General features: G+C 73.0%; 14 protein-coding genes. 10 read left to right on the top strand and 4 right to left on the bottom strand.

Features of this window, described 5'->3' with window-relative positions:
• Positions 1-105: 105 nt before the first annotated feature.
• Both AB0K36_RS33470 and AB0K36_RS33475 read right to left on the bottom strand, forming a co-directional pair.
• A complete protein-coding gene (locus tag AB0K36_RS33470; RefSeq protein ID WP_435877990.1) occupies positions 106-2,214 on the bottom strand; it encodes a helix-hairpin-helix domain-containing protein in 2,109 nt (702 codons plus the stop codon).
• 299 nt (positions 2,215-2,513) lie between these two features.
• Entirely contained in the window at positions 2,514-3,497 is a 984-nt protein-coding gene (locus AB0K36_RS33475; protein ID WP_364601395.1) for an aldo/keto reductase, read from the bottom strand.
• A gap of 129 nt (positions 3,498-3,626) precedes the next feature.
• Here AB0K36_RS33475 and AB0K36_RS33480 point away from each other — a divergent pair, with 129 nt between their 5' ends.
• The 3 genes from AB0K36_RS33480 to AB0K36_RS33490 all read left to right on the top strand — a co-directional run bounded on the left by AB0K36_RS33480 (position 3,627) and on the right by AB0K36_RS33490 (position 7,241).
• Positions 3,627-4,676 carry an LLM class F420-dependent oxidoreductase gene (locus tag AB0K36_RS33480; RefSeq protein ID WP_364601397.1) on the top strand — a complete coding sequence of 350 codons (1,050 nt, stop codon included), beginning with the start codon at positions 3,627-3,629 and terminating at the stop codon, positions 4,674-4,676.
• A gap of 233 nt (positions 4,677-4,909) precedes the next feature.
• Positions 4,910-5,695, top strand: a complete 786-nt coding sequence (locus AB0K36_RS33485) for a ferritin-like domain-containing protein (RefSeq protein ID WP_364601399.1) — start codon at positions 4,910-4,912, stop codon at positions 5,693-5,695.
• Position 5,696: 1 nt separating this feature from the next.
• On the top strand, positions 5,697-7,241 hold the full coding sequence (locus AB0K36_RS33490; RefSeq protein WP_364601401.1) for a hypothetical protein: 1,545 nt from the start codon (positions 5,697-5,699) through the stop codon (positions 7,239-7,241).
• Positions 7,242-7,265: 24 nt separating this feature from the next.
• On the opposite strand, the gene AB0K36_RS33495 is transcribed toward AB0K36_RS33490, so the two are convergent.
• On the bottom strand, positions 7,266-8,258 hold the full coding sequence (locus tag AB0K36_RS33495; protein WP_364601403.1) for a magnesium and cobalt transport protein CorA: 993 nt from the start codon (positions 8,256-8,258) through the stop codon (positions 7,266-7,268).
• 68 nt (positions 8,259-8,326) lie between these two features.
• Here AB0K36_RS33495 and AB0K36_RS33500 point away from each other — a divergent pair, with 68 nt between their 5' ends.
• The 5 genes from AB0K36_RS33500 (at position 8,327) to AB0K36_RS33520 (ending at position 12,938) form a co-directional block, all read left to right on the top strand.
• Positions 8,327-9,028, top strand: a complete 702-nt coding sequence (locus AB0K36_RS33500; RefSeq protein ID WP_364601405.1) for a histidine phosphatase family protein — start codon at positions 8,327-8,329, stop codon at positions 9,026-9,028.
• A 90-nt stretch (positions 9,029-9,118) separates the two neighbouring features.
• Positions 9,119-9,709 carry a DUF3090 domain-containing protein gene (locus AB0K36_RS33505; RefSeq protein WP_189473433.1) on the top strand — a complete coding sequence of 197 codons (591 nt, stop codon included), beginning with the start codon at positions 9,119-9,121 and terminating at the stop codon, positions 9,707-9,709.
• Complete coding sequence (locus AB0K36_RS33510; protein WP_364601407.1) at positions 9,673-10,500, top strand: SCO1664 family protein; 828 nt, start codon at positions 9,673-9,675, stop codon at positions 10,498-10,500. The genes AB0K36_RS33505 and AB0K36_RS33510 overlap by 37 nt, the downstream gene beginning before the upstream one ends.
• 92 nt (positions 10,501-10,592) lie before the next feature.
• Positions 10,593-11,822, top strand: a complete 1,230-nt coding sequence (mshC, locus tag AB0K36_RS33515; protein WP_364601409.1) for a cysteine--1-D-myo-inosityl 2-amino-2-deoxy-alpha-D-glucopyranoside ligase — start codon at positions 10,593-10,595, stop codon at positions 11,820-11,822.
• Positions 11,823-11,978: 156 nt separating this feature from the next.
• Entirely contained in the window at positions 11,979-12,938 is a 960-nt protein-coding gene (locus AB0K36_RS33520; protein ID WP_364601411.1) for an SMP-30/gluconolactonase/LRE family protein, read from the top strand.
• An 83-nt stretch (positions 12,939-13,021) separates the two neighbouring features.
• Here AB0K36_RS33520 and AB0K36_RS33525 read toward each other — a convergent pair whose 3' ends face one another.
• A complete protein-coding gene (locus AB0K36_RS33525; protein WP_364601413.1) occupies positions 13,022-14,146 on the bottom strand; it encodes a PAC2 family protein in 1,125 nt (374 codons plus the stop codon).
• A gap of 257 nt (positions 14,147-14,403) precedes the next feature.
• Between AB0K36_RS33525 and AB0K36_RS33530 the strand changes: the two genes are divergently transcribed.
• Positions 14,404-15,723: an enolase C-terminal domain-like protein gene (locus tag AB0K36_RS33530; RefSeq protein ID WP_364601415.1), complete on the top strand. Its 1,320-nt coding sequence runs from the start codon at positions 14,404-14,406 to the stop codon at positions 15,721-15,723.
• Positions 15,720-16,499, top strand: a complete 780-nt coding sequence (locus tag AB0K36_RS33535) for an SDR family NAD(P)-dependent oxidoreductase (RefSeq protein WP_364601417.1) — start codon at positions 15,720-15,722, stop codon at positions 16,497-16,499. Before AB0K36_RS33530 ends, AB0K36_RS33535 begins: the two co-directional genes overlap by 4 nt.
• The last annotated feature ends 272 nt before the right edge of the window (positions 16,500-16,771 follow it).

Consider the following 16,771-nt stretch of genomic DNA (forward strand, 5'->3'; position numbering starts at 1 on the left):
CCGCCGCGGGGCGCGCCGCCGCCCTTCCCCCGCTTTCCCCCGGCCCCGCCCCGGCCCCCCCCCGGGGGGCGGGCCGCCCCCCTCCCCCCCCCGCCCGGGGGGCCGTCACTCTGCCCCGCCCGGAGCCGGTGGCTGCGCCGCCGGCTCCGTAAGCAGGCCCTCCAGCAGCGTCCGCAGCCTCGTGGTGCGCTCGGCGCCGGGCTGCTCCGCGACGGCGCGCGGAAGTGCCTGGTCCACGCCGTGCACCACCGACAGATGGCGCTCCGCCCGTCCGAACGCCGTGTAGACCCACGGCCGGCTCAGGGACTGCGCGGCGTCGCCGGGCAGCACGACGACCACCGCGGGCCACCGCATTCCCGCCGCCTGGTGTGCGGTGAGGGCCCAGCCGTGGCGCAGCGCGGAGTCCACCCGCTCCCTGGGCACGACGGTCCTCGTGCCCTCGCAGTCGAGGTGCAGCCCGTCGGGGCCGGCGGAGACGACGGTGCCGGTGACCGTCCTGCCGAGCGCCTGGGCGTAGGCGACCCGGTCGCCCGGGTCGAATCCGGCGAAGCGGCCTGCTCCCGGGTTCAGGCGCTGCTTGAGGGCCGCGTTGAGGGCGCGGGTGCCCGCGGAGCCGCCGTGGCCGACGGTGATCACCTGGGTCTGCTCGGGCGGAACCCCGATGGCCCGCGGGACGGAGTCCGCCACGAGCTGGACCGTACGGTGCACCGCCTCGCCCGCGTCCCGTACCGGGACGATCACGACCTCCTTGCCGGGGGCCTCGACCTGGTTCAGCTCTCCGACGCCGATGCCCGAGACCAGTTCCCCGAGCGGACCGGGGTCCGGTGTACGGGACGCGACCTGCGGACACACCCGCGCGGCGAGCACGTCCGCGAACACCCGCCCCGCACCGGCGCCGCCCAGCACCCCGGGGTCGCCGCCGAGCACCAGCCTGCTGCCGTCGGCCAGGGACTCCACCAGCATCGCCGCGGTCTCCACGTCGAGATGCGGCGCGTCCAGCACGACCAGCAGATCGAGGGCGAGTGCGCCGTGCTCGTCGCGGCCGGGCCCCGCGGCGCCCGACAGCAGGTCCGCGACGGTGACCGCGCCGGCGTCCGGACCGAGCCTGCGCACCCCGTTCTCCCCGTGCACCGCCACAGCCGCCCGCAGGCCCATGGCGCGGGCCTGCTCCGCGAGCGCCACGGGCTCCGCCCTGGCGGCCTCGCCACCGGTGTGGACGACCAGGCCGTTCGCGCCAGCCGCCCGCACGAGCTCGGCCCCTTCCCAGACGTCGGAAGGCCCGGTCCTGACGAGCCTCGCCAAGCCGTCCGCGAGGCTCTCCTCCGCCATCGCGTACCGGTCGAGCCCGAGGAGGACCGTGACGGGAGCGTCTTCCTCCACGCCTTCCTGGAACACCAGCACCGTGCCGTCCGCGACCGCTTGCTGCACGGCCTCCTCCGGGTCCGGCACCGACCGCTCCGCGAGCGCGGCACGCAGGGCCGAGGCTTCCAGCGCGGTGTGCCCCTGGAGCGCGGCACGTTCCAGCACCCAGGTGACGAGGGCGGACGTCCGGCGCTCGTCACCGGGGGTCGCCTCCGCGCCGAGCAGCGCCCGCGCGAAACCGTCGGCCTGCTCCGGCCGCACCCCCGGCACCGAGAGCAGCCGCCAGGGGTCCTCGGCGAGCGCCTCGCCCGCCGATTCGCCGATCAGCTCGGCCACCTGCGGGGCGAGCGATTCGGGCGCGCCGCCCTTGAGCAGCACGGCCCGTGCGCCGGCGAGTGCCTCCGCGGGGACGGCGGCCGGCGCGGGCTCGGCGGCCCGAGGCCGGACCGGCGGGGCCGCTGCGGGAGCGGCCCGCCGCGGCTCGGGCGGGGGCGAGTCGAAGTAGGCGGTGGCCGCCTTCTCGCCGCTCTCCACGGCCCGCACGGCGGCGAGCAGGTCCGCGGCCTTGCCGCTCAGCTTGGCCCCGCTGTCGATGGGCCCTTCCTTCTCGGCCTTGCGCTGCTCGATCCGCGCCCGGAGCTCCCGCTGCGCGGCGATCTCGGCCTCGGCCTCGCTCACCCCACTGCCCGCGCCGGCACTGCCCTCTGCGCCGCCGTCCGCTCCCTCGGCCCCTGCGCCGCCCGTTCCGGCAGTGCCCTCTGCGCCTGCGCCGCCGTCCGTTCCCTCTGCGCCTGCGTCGCCCGTTCCGGCAGTGCCCTCGGCGCCTGCGCCGGACTCCTTCGCGGCGAGCATGTCCGCGTTGCCCTCGGCAGAGCCGTCGTCACCCGGCACGCTCGCGTCTGCGTCGTCGGCGCTCGGATCGATGGCGGCCGGACCGTCGCCCGCCGTGTCGCCGGCGTCGCCCGCACCGTCGCCCGCCGGGTCGGGAGCCGCGCTGCCTGCACCGGCGCCCGCCGCCCCCGCGGCGACCGTGTCCGCGCCCTCGGTCGGCGGCGGCGAGCCGCCGGGCCCCGGCGCGACCGTCTCTTCGGCGGTGTCGGCGGGTGGCCCCGCGGCCGGGGAACCGGGGGGTGTCCCCCGGGAAGGCGCAGTCACAGCGTGCTCCAGTCCTGGTCGGGATAGCGGTGGACGGGCGCCGACACATCGTCGAGCGCCCGGCGGATCTCGTCAGGAAGAGTAAGCGCCTCCACCGACAACGCCGCCATGAGCTGCTGCGCGTTGCGCGCGCCGACGATCGGGGCCACCACGCCCGGCCGGTCCCGCACCCACGCGAGCGCCACTTCCAGCGGCGTCGCCGCCAGGCCGTCCGCGGCCGTGACGACCGCGTCCACGATGCTGCTCGCCGCCTCGTCCAGATACGGCTCCACGAAGGGCGCCATCTGCTCCGACGCGCCCCGGGAGTCGGAGGGCGTGGCCGTCCGGTACTTGCCGGTGAGCACTCCCCGCCCGAGCGGCGACGACGGCAGCAGCCCCACCCCGAGGTCAAGGGCGGCAGGGAGCACCTCCCGTTCCACGCCCCGCTGCAGCAGCGAATACTCCATCTGCGTGCTCGCGAGCCGCGTGCGCGCGCCCGGCGCCGCCAGCTGCCAGGTCGCCGCCTTCGCGAGCTGCCAGCCGCAGAAGTTCGACACGCCCGCGTACCGGGCGCGCCCGGTACTCACGGCGATGTCCAGCGCCTGGAGCGTCTCGTCCAGCGGAGTGTCCGGGTCGAAGGCGTGGACCTGCCACAGGTCCACGTAGTCCGTGCCCAGGCGCGCCAGCGACGCGTCGAGCGCGGCGAGAAGGTGACCGCGTGAGCCGTCGAAGCGCCGGTCGGGATCCGGCACGCTGCCCGCCTTGGTCGCTATCACGAGCTCGCTGCGCGGCACGAGCCGCTCGACCAGCTGTCCGAGCAGATACTCCGCGTCGCCGCCGCCGTACACGTCGGCGGTGTCGACAAGCGTGCCGCCCGCCTCCCAGAAAACCTTCAACTGGTCGGCCGCGTCGTGCTCGTCGGTGTCCCGGCCCCATGTCAGGGTGCCGAGTCCGATGCGGGACACGCGCAGGCCGGTGCGGCCGAGATGCCTCTGCTCCATGGGCGCTGAGATTACTGGCCAGGGGCCCACCCTGAGAGAGCCTGTGGACAACGTGCCCCTGCCGGATCGACCGCACCCGCGCTAGAGTCCCGCCACAGGCACGTTACTGATCAGTAAGAGGGAGCGGTTATGCGGCTCGGCATCAACCTCGGCTACTGGGGCGCGGGCATGGACGGCGACAACCTCGCCGTCGCGCAGGAGGCCGACAGGCTCGGCTACGACGTCTGCTGGGCGGCGGAGGCGTACGGCTCGGACGCCCCGACTGTGCTCAGCTGGGTCGCCGCCCAGACCGAGCGCATCGACGTCGGCTCCGCGATCCTGCAGATCCCGGCCCGTCAGCCGGCCATGACCGCGATGACCGCGGCCACTCTCGACTCGCTCTCGGGCGGCCGTTTCCGGCTCGGCCTCGGCGTCTCGGGACCGCAGGTCTCCGAGGGCTGGTACGGCGTGAAGTTCGACAAGCCGCTGGCCCGCACCCGCGAGTACGTCGAGATCGTCCGCAAGGCGATGTCCCGTGAGCGTCTGTCGTACGAGGGTGAGCACTGGACGCTGCCGCTGCCCGACGGGCCGGGCAAGCCGATCAAGCTCACCGTGCACCCGCAGCGCGAGCACATCCCGCTCTACATCGCGGCGATCGGCCCGAAGAACCTGGAGCAGACAGGTGAGATCGCCGACGGCGCCCTGCTGATCTTCCCGTCCGCCGACCACATCGAGGACACCGCGCTGCGGCACATCCGCGCGGGCCGCGAGAAGGCGGGCAGGACGATGGAGGGCTTCGACGTCTGCCCGACCCTGCCGCTCGCGGTCGGCGACGACGTGGCCGGTCTGGCCGACATGTTCCGGCCGTACACCGCGCTGTACGTCGGCGGCATGGGGAGCCGGAAGCAGAACTTCTACAACCAGCTCGCCCAGCGCATGGGTTACGAGAAGGAGGCCGCCGAGATCCAGGACAAGTACCTCGGTGGCGACAAGGCCGGCGCGGCCGCCGCCGTCCCGCACGCGCTGATCGACCAGACCGCGCTGCTCGGGCCCGTGGAGCGGATCGCCGACCGGATGCAGGCCTACGCGGCCGCCGGTGTCACCACCCTGACCCTCGCCCCCGCGGGCTTCACGCTCGACGAGCGGATCAGCGCACTGCGCGCCGGTACCGAGGCCCTGGAGCGTGCGGGCCTCGCCTGACGACAACGGAGACCCCGCCGCGGGAAGTCTGCGGCCGTGGTGGGGGCTCGGGGGTCTTCCCCGCCACGGCCGTCACGCGGTACAACGCGCGACGGCCGTGGCGGTTACTGCCGACGGTGTCCTTCCTGTGGTCCGTTCGGGCGAGTTGGCCCACTTACCTGTTGCCTGGGTCGACGTCTCGCATTTGACTCGTTCTTTGCGGATGTCCCGAAGGTCCGACGGAGGTGGCAGTCATGCTCTCGGCCCGGAGTCTCTTCCAGGAGATCGTCGACAGCGACGACACGTTCCAGCTCTTCTGCTCCATCGCCGCCAGCGGCGAGACGCAGGGAGGCTGGGAGAACGGGCGCATCGCCGCGCTCGTCCCGGAGAGCATGCGTGAACTGGCTCCGAGGATCACCCGGCACGGTGCCGACGAGGACAAGCACGGCCGCCTGTTCAACGCCCTGCTCAAGAAACGCCGGTTGGACCCCGTCCCGGTACCGCCGGAGACCGACTACACCATGCTGCTGGAGCAGCGCGGCATCGGCCTCGCCCACGAGAAGCTTCGCCGTGACGAGCGGCTGACGGAGCACGACATCGTCGTCTACCTCTCGCACAGCCGGGTCACCGAGCAGCGGGCGGCCGACCAGATGGAAATGCTCGTCAAGCACTTCGGCGACCATCCGGAGCTCGGCAAGGTCATCAGGATGATCAGCGACGACGAGGCGAACCACCTCGCCTACTGTCACGAGGAACTGCTGCGTCTCGCCGCGGCCGGCCACGGCCGCACCATCCAGCGTGTGCTGCGTGAGAGCGCGCTCGCCGAGATCCGGGTCTACCGCGACGTGAGCCTCGCCGTCATGGCGCACATGGGACACCTGCTGCGCTGGCCCAGGGCCAAGTCCGCCGCGCTGGCCGCCGGCATCCACGCGATGTACGCGTACGAGCGGCTCGGCGGCTGGCGTCGCATGGTCGGCCTCAGGATGCCGGAGCGTCGCGGCGCCCTCGACGGCCCCGCCACCCCGGCTCCCGCCTTCTGATGTGAACCGGACCGTCGGCCTGGCGCCCGTCCGCCCCCGCGCCGGGACATGGCCGGGCCCGGAACGCCGGGTGGCCGACGGCCTGCTGTGGATCGCCGTCGTCGCCGCCGCGTACACGGCGGTGCAGCTCGCACTGGCCGTTCCGGGGACGGGGCTCGGCTGGGACGAGTCGGTCTACGTCAGTCAGGTCGCGCGCGGATCGGAAGCCGCCTTCTTCAGTGCCCCACGCGCCCGCGGCATCACGTTCCTCGTCGCTCCGGTGACCGCTCTGACGTCCTCCGTCGAGGTGCTGCGCGTCTTCCTCGCCGTGCTGTCGGGCGCCGGCCTGTTCGCCGCCCTGGCCGTGTGGCGGACGCTGTTGCCCCCTCGTGTGCTCGCCCTCGCCGGGGGCCTGTTCGCCGGCCTGTGGATCACCGTGTTCTACGGTCCGCAGGTCATGCCCAACCTCTGGGTCGCGCTCGGGGCGCTGTTCACGGTCGGCTGCTTCCTGCGGGCGGCCAGGGACACCGCCGACCGGGTAGGGCTCCTCGGGACGGGCGCGGGTCTGGTGTTCGTCGCGCTCATGCGGCCGAGCGACGCCCTCTGGCTGCTGCTGCCGCTCGCCGCCGTCGCACTGCTGTCCCGCCCGGCCCGCCGGCCGGCGCTGCTCGTGGCGCTGGTCGCCGGCACCGTCCTCGGTTGCCTGCCGTGGATCGTCGAGGCCTACGTCGCCTACGACGGGCTGCTCGCCCGGCTGCGGCGGGCCGGCGAGATCCAGGGGCACCTGGGCCCGCACTTCGCCGTCGACGACCAGTTGCGCGCTCTGGAGGGCCGGTCGCTCTGCCGTCCCTGCGACGTCCCGTGGCGCAAGCCGGTCACCGGGGTCTGGTTCCTCGTCCTGTGGCCGCTGGCCGTCGGCGGCGCACTGGTCGCGGCGCGCATGCGGTGCCCCTTCACCACGGCCCCGGCCGCCGTGCGTCCCTCCGCCGTACTGGTGCCGGCGTTCGCGGGGGTGTTCATGGCCGTGCCGTACCTGCTGCTGATCGGCTACGCCGCACCGCGCTTCCTGCTGCCCGCGTACGCGCTGCTGGCCCTGCCGGTCGCGGTGTGCCTCGGGCGGATCGCGGCGAGGACTAGGCCGCGGGCTGTGGCCGCCGTCGTGCTCGGCCTCGCCCTCGCCGGCCATCTGGCGGTCCAGTACGCCGTCCTGAACGGCACGCTGGAGCGCAGCCGCGAGAACCGGAACTACTTCGACGCGATCGCCTCCGAGCTGCGCCGCCACGGGGTGCGGGCGCCGTGCGTGGTCAGCGGCAGCGAAGCACCCCGGATCGCCCTGCGCGCCGGGTGCGCGTCCCGCCAGGCCGGCGGACACGACGGCAGCATCACCCGATCCGAGCTCGCGCGACTCGGCCGCGAACGGCCGGTGGCCTATGTGGTGGAGGGCGGGAACCGCGCACCGTCGTTCACCCGTGGCTGGCGGACCGCGCCCCTGCCCGTGCTGCCGGGCCGCCTCGAGCTGCGGGCCTTTCTCAGTCCGGCGGCCGTGCCGACCGCGACGCCGCCCTGACCGTCCCGCCGGGCGGGAGGGACGTCACAGCCAGCCGCGCCGCTTGAAGAGCCGGAAGAGCCCGTACACGGCGCCCGCCATGAGCACGAGAACCGCCGGGTACGCCCACACCTGCCTCAGCTCCCACATGTGCGTGAAGTTCATCCCGTAGATCCCCGCGACCATCGTCGGCACCGCCGCCATGGCCGCCCACGCCGAGATCTTGCGCATGTCGTCGTTCTGCCGCACGCCCATCTGGGCGAGGTGGGCCGACAAGATGTCCGACAGCAGCCGGTCCAGCCCTTCCACCTGCTCGTTCGCCCGGGTCAGGTGGTCGCTGACGTCACGGAAGAAGGGCTGGGCGTGCTCATGGACGAACGGCACGCCCGCACCCGCGAGCCGGGCCATCGGCGCCGCCAGCGGCCCGGCCGCCCGGCGGAACTCGAGCACCTGCCGCTTGAACGTGTAGATCCGGGCCGCCGTGTTCTTCGCGTCCCTGCGCGCCGGTTCGAAGACCTCGGTCTCCATCTCCTCCAGGTCCACCTGGAGCTCGGCCGCGACGTCGATGTAGTGGTCGACGATGGCGTCGCTGATCGCGTACAGCACAGCGGTCGGGCCGTGTCTGAGCACCGCCGGCTCGGCCTCCAGCCGTTCGCGGACCGCGTGCAGCGGAGCGCCCTCGCCGTGCCGCACCGTCACCACGAAAGAGTCGCCTATGAAGACCATCAGCTCACCCGTGGTCACGGAGTCGCTCTTCGGCTCGTACACCACGGGTTTGAGGACCACGAACAGCGAGTCGTCGTACACCTCGAGCTTGGGCCGCTGATGGGCCTTGAGCGCGTCCTCGACGGCGAGCGGATGCAGTGAGAACTCGTCGGCGACGTGGTCGAACTCCTCCTCCGTCGGTTCGTGCAGGCCGATCCACAGGAACGCGTCGCCCGTGGCCCGCGCCTCGTCGAGGGCATCGGAGAAGTCCGACGGGCCTTCGCTGCGGCGCCCGTCGCGGTAGATGGCACAGTCCACGATCACGGCGCGCATTCTTCCCTGACCTCCGCCCCGGCACACCCCCGGCCCGCCGGACACCCGGGGACCGTAGGCTGGCCCCCATGGCCACGCTGATCCTCGTACGCCACGGACGTTCCACCGCCAACACCGAGGGAGTGCTCGCCGGCTGGACACCGGGTGTCCGCCTCGACGAGCACGGAGCCGAACAGGCGGCCGCGCTGCCCGCCCGACTGTCCGCGGTGCCGCTCGCGGCGGTGGTCTCCAGCCCGCTGGAGCGCTGTCGCGAGACGCTCGCGCCTCTGCTCGCGGCCCGCCCGGGACTCGTCGCCGAGACCGACGAACGCATCGGGGAGTGCCTCTACGGCGAGTGGTCCGGCCGCAAGCTCAAGGAGCTCGCGGAAGAGCCGCTGATGGAGGTCGTCCAGCACCATCCCTCCGCGGTGTCGTTCCCCGGCGGCGAGTCCATGCGCGCCATGCAGGCGCGGGCCGTCGACGCCGTCCGTGACTGGAACGCCCGCATCGACCAGGCGCACGGCGAGGGCGCGGCCTATCTGATGTGCTCGCACGGGGACATCATCAAGTCCCTGGTGGCGGACGCCCTCGGGCTCCATCTCGACCTCTTCCAGCGGATCCACGTCGAGCCGTGCTCCGTCACCGCCATCCGCTACACCCGCAGCCGGCCGTTCCTGCTGCGCCTCGGCGACACCGGCGATCTCGGCTCCCTCGTCCCCCGCACGGAGGGACCGGAGGAGAAGGGCGACAGCGGCGACGCGGTCATCGGGGGCGGCGCGGGCGCATCGTGATCGCTCCGCGCAGTAGGGTGGACGCGCCGAAAAGCTGACGTCCAACGGATGCCGAAACCAACGATCCGACGATCCAAAGGGAGACAGAACGTGTCCCGTCAGGTGTTCCTCTACGACCCGCCGGACCGCTTCGTGGCCGGTACGGTCGGGCTGCCTGGCCGCCGTACGTTCTTCCTGCAGGCCTCGGCCTCAGGACGCGTGACCAGCGTCGCCCTGGAGAAGACTCAGGTGGCCGCCCTCGCGGAGCGGATCGACGAGCTGCTGGACGAAGTGGTGCGCCGCACCGGGGGCAACGCGCCGGTGCCGGCCGTCGCCCCGGCGGACGTCGCCGACACCGCGCCGCTCGACAACCCGGTCGAGGAGGAGTTCCGCGTCGGCACGATGGCGCTGGCCTGGGACGGCGAGGAACAGCGCATGATCGTCGAGGCACAGGCGCTGGTGGAGCTCGAGGCCGAGTCCGAGGAGGACCTCGCGGAGGCCGAGGAGCGGCTGCTGCAGGACGAGGAGAACGGCCCGCCGATGCTGCGGGTCCGGCTCACCGGCGCACAGGCCAGGGCGTTCGCCAAACGCGCACTGGACGTGGTGAACGCCGGCCGGCCGCCGTGCCCGCTGTGCAGCCTGCCCCTCGATCCGGAAGGACACGTATGCCCGCGCCAGAACGGATACCGACGGGGCGCGTGAGCACCCCCGACGCGCTGACGCTGCTGGCCAAGGGCGAGCTGACCGTACGCGGAAGGCTGCGCGAGGCGTCCAACGCGGTGCTGTACTGCGCGGTTTCGTACGAGGGCGAGGAAGCCCACTGCGTCTACAAACCCATCGCGGGGGAGCGCCCGCTGTGGGACTTCCCTGACGGCACCCTCGCGCAGCGCGAGGTCGCCGCGTACGAGGTGTCGCAGGCCACCGGCTGGGGTCTGGTGCCGCCCACCGTGCTGCGTGACGGCCCCTACGGCCAGGGCATGGTCCAGTTGTGGATCGAGGCCGACCCGGAGGCCGCCCTGCTGGCGCTCATCGAGGACGAGGAACCGGGGGACGGCTGGAAGGCCGTCGGCTTCGCCGAGGTGGGGGAGGGCCGTACCGCGCTGCTCGTCCACGCCGACGACCCGCGCCTGCGCAGGCTCGCCGTCCTCGACGCCGTGATCAACAACGGCGACCGCAAGGGCGGCCATCTGCTGCCCACCGCCGACGGAACCCTCTACGCGATCGACCACGGGGTCACCTTCAACGCCGACGACAAGCTGCGCACGCTGTTGTGGGGATGGGCCGGGGAGCCACTGCCCGCGGAGGCGGTCACGGCGCTCACGACCCTGGCGACGGGCCTCGCGGACGGCGGGACGCTCGCCACCCGACTGGCGGAACTGCTCACCCCGGCCGAGGTGGCCGCCCTGAGCGGCCGGGTGGCGGCCCTGCTCCGGTCCGGCACACATCCCGTGCCGTCGGGGGACTGGCCGGCGATCCCCTGGCCGCCCGTGTAGGCACAGCGCCCGCCGGACCGCAAGAGTGCCCAACCGGTCAAGATCAGTGATCCGGTTCGTATCCGGAACATGCGTCCGGTTACGCTCATGACATGCATGCCTGGCCCGCTTCTGAGGTCCCCGCCCTGCCCGGCAAGGGCCGCGACCTCCGGATCCACGACACCGCGACCGACGGTCTGGTGACCCTTGACCCCGGTCCCGTCGCCCGTATCTACGTCTGCGGCATCACACCGTACGACGCGACCCACATGGGTCACGCGGCGACCTACAACGCGTTCGACCTCGTGCAGCGCGTGTGGCTCGACACCAAGCGGCAGGTTCACTATGTCCAGAACGTCACGGACGTGGACGACCCTCTGCTGGAGCGCGCCAACCGCGACGGACACGACTGGACCGAGCTCGCGGAGCGCGAGACGGCGCTGTTCCGCGAGGACATGACCGCGCTGCGGATGCTTCCGCCGCGCCATTACATCGGCGCGGTCGAGGCGATTCCGGGCATCGTTCCGCTCGTCGAACGGCTCCGTGACGCCGGCGCCGCCTACGAGCTGGAAGGCGACGTCTACTTCTCCGTCGAGTCCGACCCGCACTTCGGCGAGGTGTCCCGGCTCGACGCGGAGGCGATGCGGCTGCTGTCCGCGGAGCGCGGCGGCGACCCCGAGCGTCCCGGCAAGAAGAACCCGCTCGACCCGATGCTGTGGATGGCGGCCCGCGAGGGCGAGCCGAGCTGGGACGGCGGCTCGCTCGGCCGCGGCCGGCCCGGCTGGCACATCGAATGTGTCGCCATCGCGCTCGACCACCTCGGCATGGGCTTCGACGTCCAGGGCGGCGGCTCCGATCTCGCCTTCCCGCACCACGAGATGGGCGCCTCGCACGCCCAGGCGCTCACGGGCGAGCACCCCTTCGCCAAGGCGTACGTCCACGCCGGCATGGTCGCCCTCGACGGCGCGAAGATGTCGAAGTCCAAGGGCAATCTGGTCTTCGTCTCCAAGCTGCGCCGCGACGGCGTGGACCCCGCCGCCATACGGCTCGCGCTCCTGTCGCACCACTACCGGGCCGACTGGGAGTGGACCGACACGGTGCTGCAGGAGGCGGTCGAGCGCGTAGGACGCTGGCGTGCCGCCGTCTCGCGGCCCGACGGGCCGTCCGCCGACGCTCTGGTCGAGGAGATCCGCGCGGCTCTCGCCGACGACCTCGACGCCCCGTCGGCGCTCGCCGCCGTGGACCGCTGGGCGGCGCTCCAGCAGGCCGAGGGCGGCACCGACGAGGGCGCTCCGGGGCTGGTGTCCCGGGCCGTCGACGCCCTGTTGGGCGTTGCGCTTTAGGGACATTCCCCGACTCCCGCCGGGCGCCTTCGACGCGCCCGGCGGGAGTCCGTTCCTCCGCTTGCACGTTCTCGCGGCGCGTGCGCCGGGCGTGTGGTGAGGTGACGGAACAGGCCCTCGGGTCATCCGTCTTCACTCTTGCCGGAAGGACACCCCGTGGAACGTGTCTTCACACGCAGAGAGGCACTCGGCGCGGCAGCGGCCATCGGCGCGGCCGCGCTTCTCGGTCCCGCTGCCGGTGCGGCCGGTGCCGCATCGCCTTCAGGCCGGCCGACGCGCATCCCCCTGCCGAACGGCTTCCAGCCGGAGGGCATCACCATCGGCCGCAGCCCCTACGCCTGGTTCGGCTCGATCGCCGACGGCGACGTCTACCGCGCGAGCCTGGCCACCGGACGCGGCCGGGTGGCCGTCGAAGGGCTCGGTGCCGGACGCTCCGTCATCGGACTGAAGATCGACCGGCAGGAGCGGCGGCTGTTCCTCTCCGGTGGCTTCAGCCGGGAGATCAGGGTCGCCGATGTGCGCTCGGGAAAGATCGCACGACTCTTCACCGTCGGCGCGGAGGGCTCGATGGTGAACGACGTGGTGCTGACGCCCCAGGCGGCGTGGTTCACCGACTCGTTCCGACCCCAGCTCTACCGGCTCGAGTTGGACCGCCACGGCGAGCCGGCACGCGAGGTGGCCACCGTGGCGCTGGGCGGTGAGTGGGAGCAGGGTACGGACTTCACCGCCAACGGGATCGCGCGGACCCCTGACGGCAAGGCTCTTCTCGTGGTCAACACCGTGGTGGAGGGCGGCTCGCTGATGCGGGTGGACCCGCGCGACGGTACCGCCCGCCGGGTCGACCTCGGGGACCTCGCCATCCCCTTCGGCGACGGCCTCCTGCTGCTCGGCCGTCATCTCTACATCGTCCAGCAGCAGTTGAACCAGGTCGACGTCGTGCGGCTGGACGCCGCGGGCACCCGGGGCACGCCGATCGCCCGGATCACCGACCCGCGCTTCCGTATCCCCACCACGGCGGCCGCCTGGGGCGACCGCATCTACCTGCCCAACGCGCGCTTCGACGTGCCGCCGACGCCCGACACCGAGTACGACGCCGTGGCGGTCGACCAGGTGTGAGCGACCGGGTGAGGTGAGGGACGAGGAGCGGGGTGGCGCCGGTCTGCCCGGTGCCACCCCGCTTCGTACCGCTCCGCTACGGACTACGACTCCGGCCGTTCGCCGCCTTCGCCCTCGCCGCGGTCGTTCCGGTCACCGCTGTCGTCCCGCTCGCCGGCCCGGCCGTCGGCCGCCTCGTCGCCGGCCGGGGGCCCGTCCTGCCCCTCGTCGCCCCCGGGCCTGCTCGTACCGCCGGAGCGGTCCTCGTCCGTCGGCGAACCGGACTCCGGTTCGGGGCGCGGCGGCATCGGCGGCTTGGTGCGCCCGCCCGCCGGGTCGCGCAGATACGGGCCCTCGCCGCCGTCGGTCGCATGACCGCCGGGGCCTCCGCTGTCGCGCCGGCGCAGATACCGTTCGAACTCCCGGGCGATGGCCTCGCCCGAGGCCTCCGGCAGCTCCGCGGTGTCGCGTGCCTCCTCCAGCGTCTGGACGTACTCGGCCACCTCGCTGTCCTCGGCGGCCAGTTGGTCGACGCCGAGCTGCCAGGCCCGGGCGTCCTCTGCCAGCTCGCCCAGCGGGATACGGAGGCCGATGAGGTCCTCCAGCCGGTTGAGCAGCGCGAGTGTCGCCTTCGGGTTGGGCGGCTGCGAGACGTAGTGCGGCACAGCGGCCCACAGGCTCACGGCCGGCACACCGGCATGGGTGCACGCCTCTTGGAGGATGCCGACGATTCCGGTCGGCCCCTCGTACCGGGTCTCCTCGAGATCCATCGTTCTCGCCAGATCCGGGTCGGACGTGATCCCGCTGACGGGCACCGGCCTGGTGTGCGGGGTGTCGCCGAGCAGCGCGCCCAGGATCACCACCATCTCCACGCCCAGTTCATGGGCGAAGCCCAGGATCTCGTTGCAGAACGAACGCCAGCGCATGGAGGGTTCGATACCGCGGACCAGCACGAGGTCCCGGGGTTTGTCGCCGCCGACGCGGACCACGGAGAGCCGGGTGGTCGGCCAGGTGATCTTGCGTACCCCGCCGTCCAGCCACACCGTGGGCCGGTTGACCTGGAAGTCGTAGTAGTCCTCGGCGTCGAGCGCCGCGAACACCTCGCCCTTCCATTCCCGGTCCAGGTGAGCGACCGCGGTGGAGGCGGCGTCGCCGGCGTCGTTCCAGCCCTCGAACGCGGCCACCATGACCGGGTCGATCAGCTCGGGCATCCCCTCGAGCTCGATCACCCAGTGCCTCCTTCCGAAGTTCCCTTTCTTACGCCCCAACCTTACGGCTTTCCGCGCCCCTCGCCGCAGCCCCCGTGCACGGCCGGGTGAACTTGGCAGCCGCCGGACATGCGGTGAGCCATGGAGCGGTGCGGGGCCGGATTCATCCGAGCTGTGCGGGCTGAAGTTCGTCGACCCGCTGGACCGAGGGGAGTGAGCGGCGCTATACATCGGATGTCCATGAGAGGTCCGATGTTCATCTCACCGGGGGTTCGTGTATGAGCCAGACCGTCACGGAGTTCGAGGTCCACGACATCCGCTTCCCCACGTCGCAGCAGCTCGACGGCTCCGACGCCATGAATCCGGACCCCGACTACTCCGCCGCCTACCTCGTGCTGCGCACCGGCGACGGGAGTGAGGGCCACGGCTTCTGCTTCACCATCGGCCGCGGCAACGACATCGTCGCCGCCGCGATCGAGGCGCTGCGTCCCTATGTCGTGGGCCGTCCCGCTCCCACCCGCGCCGCGGACCTCGCCGCCCTTCACCACGACCTCACCCATGACTCCCAACTGCGCTGGCTGGGACCGGAGAAGGGTGTCATCCACATGGCGGCCGGCGCCGTCGTCAACGCCGCATGGGACATGGCGGCCACCCGGGCGGGCAGACCGGTATGGGAGTTCCTGGCCTCCATGACCCCGGAAGAGCTCGTCTCACTGGTCGACTTCCGTTACCTGACGGACGTGCTCACCAGACAGGAGGCTCTCGCCATCCTGCGCGCCGCGGAGCCGGGCAGAGCGGGGCGGGCCGCGCTGCTGAGGGAACGGGGCTACCCGGCGTACACCACCTCGCCCGGATGGCTCGGCTACTCCGACGAGAAACTCGTCCGGCTCGCCAAGGAGGCGGTCGCCGACGGATTCGGACAGATCAAGCTGAAGGTCGGACTGGACATCGAGGACGACGTCCGGCGGATGGAACTCGCCCGTGCCGCCGTCGGCCCCTCCGTACGTATCGCCGTCGACGCCAACCAGCGCTGGGACGTCGCCGAAGCCGTGCGCTGGATGACCGCGCTGGCGCCGTACGAACCGCACTGGATCGAGGAACCCACCAGCCCCGACGACGTACTCGGCCACGCCGCCGTCCGCGCGGGCCAGCCCGTGAAGGTCGCCACCGGCGAACACGCCGCCAACCGGGTCGTCTTCAAACAGCTTCTCCAGGCCCGGGCCGTCGACTTCGTCCAGATCGACGCCGCACGCGTCGCCGGGGTCAACGAGAACATCGCGATCCTGCTGCTCGCGGCCAAGTACGGCGTCCCCGTCTGCCCGCACGCGGGCGGCGTCGGACTGTGTGAACTCGTCCAGCATCTCGCCATGTTCGACTTCGTCGCCGTCTCCGGCAGCTGGGAGGACCGCGTCATCGAGTACGTGGACCACCTCCACGAACACTTCGCGGACCCGGCCGTGATCGTGGACGGCCGTTACGCGGCACCGAGGGCGCCGGGCTTCTCCGCCCGGATGCTCCCCGGCTCGATCGCCGCACACAGCTGTCCGGACGGGCCCGCCCGGCAGGCCCGGCCCACCGCCGAGGAGGCAGGCTCATGACCGGATCGAAGGACTTCGAGGGCATGGCGGCACTGGTCACCGGCGGCGCCTCCGGCATCGGGGCCGCCGTCGCCGCGCTGCTGCAGGCGCGCGGGGCACGCGTGGCCGTCCTGGACCGCGAGACCGGGGGAGCGCCGGCAGGCACGCTCGCCCTCCGGGCCGACGTCACCGACGATGACGCCGTGGCCGGCGCCGTGGACGCGGCCGCCGCCGAGTTCGGGGCACTGCACACCGTGGTCTCCAACGCGGGCGTCGGCGCGATCGGCACCGTGGCCGACAACGACGACGACGAATGGCGGCGCGTCCTCGACACCAACGTCATCGGCATGGTCCGGGTCGCCCGCCACGCCCTGCCGCATCTGCGCCGCGCGGTGGCGGCCGGGGCGTCCGGATCCGTCTCCGTCACCCACACCTGCTCGATCGCCGCCACGGCCGGACTGCCGCAGCGCGCCCTGTACAGCGCGAGCAAGGGCGCGGTCCTCTCGCTGACCCTCGCGATGGCGGCCGACCACGTACGGGAGGGCATCCGCGTCAACTGCGTCAACCCCGGCACCGCGGACACGCCGTGGGTCGCCCGCCTGCTGGAGCGTGCCGAGGACCCCGCCGCCGAGCGCGCGGCCCTCGAGGCCCGCCAGCCGACGGGGCGGCTCGTCCTGGCCGACGAGGTGGCGGCGGCGGTCGCGTACCTCGCGAGTCCGGCGGCTGCGGCGGTGACGGGGACCGCGCTCGCGGTCGACGGCGGGATGCAGGGCCTGCGGGTGCGCGCGCCGCGGTAGCCCCGGCCATCCGCTGCGCGGGGCGTCTTCCCCTACCCGCCCTTCCCGAAACCGGGGCAGGCCCCGGGCCCCGTGCCGCCCTGCGGGCGGTGTACCGCGCTTCGCGCGGTGCCCTCAATCGCCGGGCGGGCTGGATTTCGCTGCGCGAAATCAGCCTCGCCGGCGGCGGAGGCCACTCCAGCCTCGCCGGCGTTTGAGGCGCGGGGGTCCGGGGGCGGAGCCCAGCCCCGTCGTCCCCAGCGTCACCACCACGGTCCCGACCCGGCCCGTGG

Source organism: Streptomyces kurssanovii (assembly GCF_040677245.1).
Classification (GTDB): Bacteria; Actinomycetota; Actinomycetes; order Streptomycetales; family Streptomycetaceae; genus Streptomyces; species Streptomyces kurssanovii.

Excerpts from the sequence above, each read along its gene's own strand:
- AB0K36_RS33480 (WP_364601397.1), top strand. The coding sequence starts at position 3,627 with ATGCGGCTCGGCATCAACCTCGGCTACTGGGGCGCGGGCATGGACGGC.
- AB0K36_RS33470 (WP_435877990.1), bottom strand. The coding sequence starts at position 2,214 with ATGCTCGCCGCGAAGGAGTCCGGCGCAGGCGCCGAGGGCACTGCCGGA.
- mshC (WP_364601409.1), top strand. The coding sequence starts at position 10,593 with ATGCATGCCTGGCCCGCTTCTGAGGTCCCCGCCCTGCCCGGCAAGGGC.
- AB0K36_RS33510 (WP_364601407.1), top strand. The coding sequence starts at position 9,673 with ATGCCCGCGCCAGAACGGATACCGACGGGGCGCGTGAGCACCCCCGAC.
- AB0K36_RS33500 (WP_364601405.1), top strand. The coding sequence starts at position 8,327 with ATGGCCACGCTGATCCTCGTACGCCACGGACGTTCCACCGCCAACACC.
- AB0K36_RS33485 (WP_364601399.1), top strand. The coding sequence starts at position 4,910 with ATGCTCTCGGCCCGGAGTCTCTTCCAGGAGATCGTCGACAGCGACGAC.
- AB0K36_RS33530 (WP_364601415.1), top strand. The coding sequence starts at position 14,404 with ATGAGCCAGACCGTCACGGAGTTCGAGGTCCACGACATCCGCTTCCCC.
- AB0K36_RS33535 (WP_364601417.1), top strand. The coding sequence starts at position 15,720 with ATGACCGGATCGAAGGACTTCGAGGGCATGGCGGCACTGGTCACCGGC.
- AB0K36_RS33475 (WP_364601395.1), bottom strand. The coding sequence starts at position 3,497 with ATGGAGCAGAGGCATCTCGGCCGCACCGGCCTGCGCGTGTCCCGCATC.
- AB0K36_RS33495 (WP_364601403.1), bottom strand. The coding sequence starts at position 8,258 with ATGCGCGCCGTGATCGTGGACTGTGCCATCTACCGCGACGGGCGCCGC.